The organism is Psychrobacillus faecigallinarum (genome assembly GCF_014836595.1).
Classification (GTDB): domain Bacteria; phylum Bacillota; class Bacilli; order Bacillales_A; family Planococcaceae; genus Psychrobacillus; species Psychrobacillus faecigallinarum.
The window spans coordinates 1-507 of sequence record NZ_JACSQO010000032.1 but is presented as its reverse complement, the minus strand read 5'-3'; the positions used below and the strand labels follow the sequence as shown (position 1 = coordinate 507).

The following is a 507-nucleotide window of genomic DNA, read 5'->3' as shown; positions in this document are numbered from 1 at the left end:
ATATGTTTGTCTCTGCTTTTTCATCGTAAGCATATGTGTTAAAGGGAATAAAAATACTGGAAACGAGAAAAGTAAAAGCTGGGTCTTTGCCCATAATAATAAAGAATAAGATAAAAGGAATAAAGAGTAATAGCTGCCTTTTCTGCAGAATGACGTCACGTCTGATTGGCTTAGACCCCATTTTTAGACGAGAACTGTTGGATCTTTTACAAGAATTAATGATTGATGGAAATCGTACCATTTTCTTCTCAACGCATATTACAACAGATTTAGATCGTATCGGCTGCTGTTGGCTCGTCCATAATGATCAGCTCTGCATGATGTGATAGTGCTATCGCCAATGACGCCTTCATTTGCATCCCTTTCGAGAAAGTTTTTATTGCTTTATTAAGTGGTAATTCGAATTTTTCAATATATTGATAAAATACTGTATCATCCCAGTGTTTGTATGCTGGTGCTACAATCCGTTTTATATCTTTCATGTTTAGCCCTTCAAAAAATACATTG

1 protein-coding gene and 2 pseudogenes are annotated in these 507 nt (G+C 35.3%); 1 reads left to right on the top strand and 2 read right to left on the bottom strand.

Features of this window, described 5'->3' with window-relative positions; genetic code table 11:
* The coding region (locus H9650_RS20315; RefSeq protein ID WP_191698011.1) for an ABC-2 transporter permease at positions 1-181 on the bottom strand (181 nt) is incomplete at its 3' end.
* Here H9650_RS20315 and H9650_RS20310 point away from each other — a divergent pair.
* Positions 168-281 (top strand): annotated as a pseudogene (locus H9650_RS20310) (sodium ABC transporter ATP-binding protein); the annotation flags it as partial. The gene H9650_RS20315 and the pseudogene H9650_RS20310 overlap by 14 nt on opposite strands.
* A gap of 3 nt (positions 282-284) precedes the next feature.
* On the opposite strand, the pseudogene H9650_RS20305 reads toward H9650_RS20310, so the two are convergent.
* Positions 285-507 (bottom strand): annotated as a pseudogene (locus H9650_RS20305) (ATP-binding cassette domain-containing protein); the annotation flags it as partial.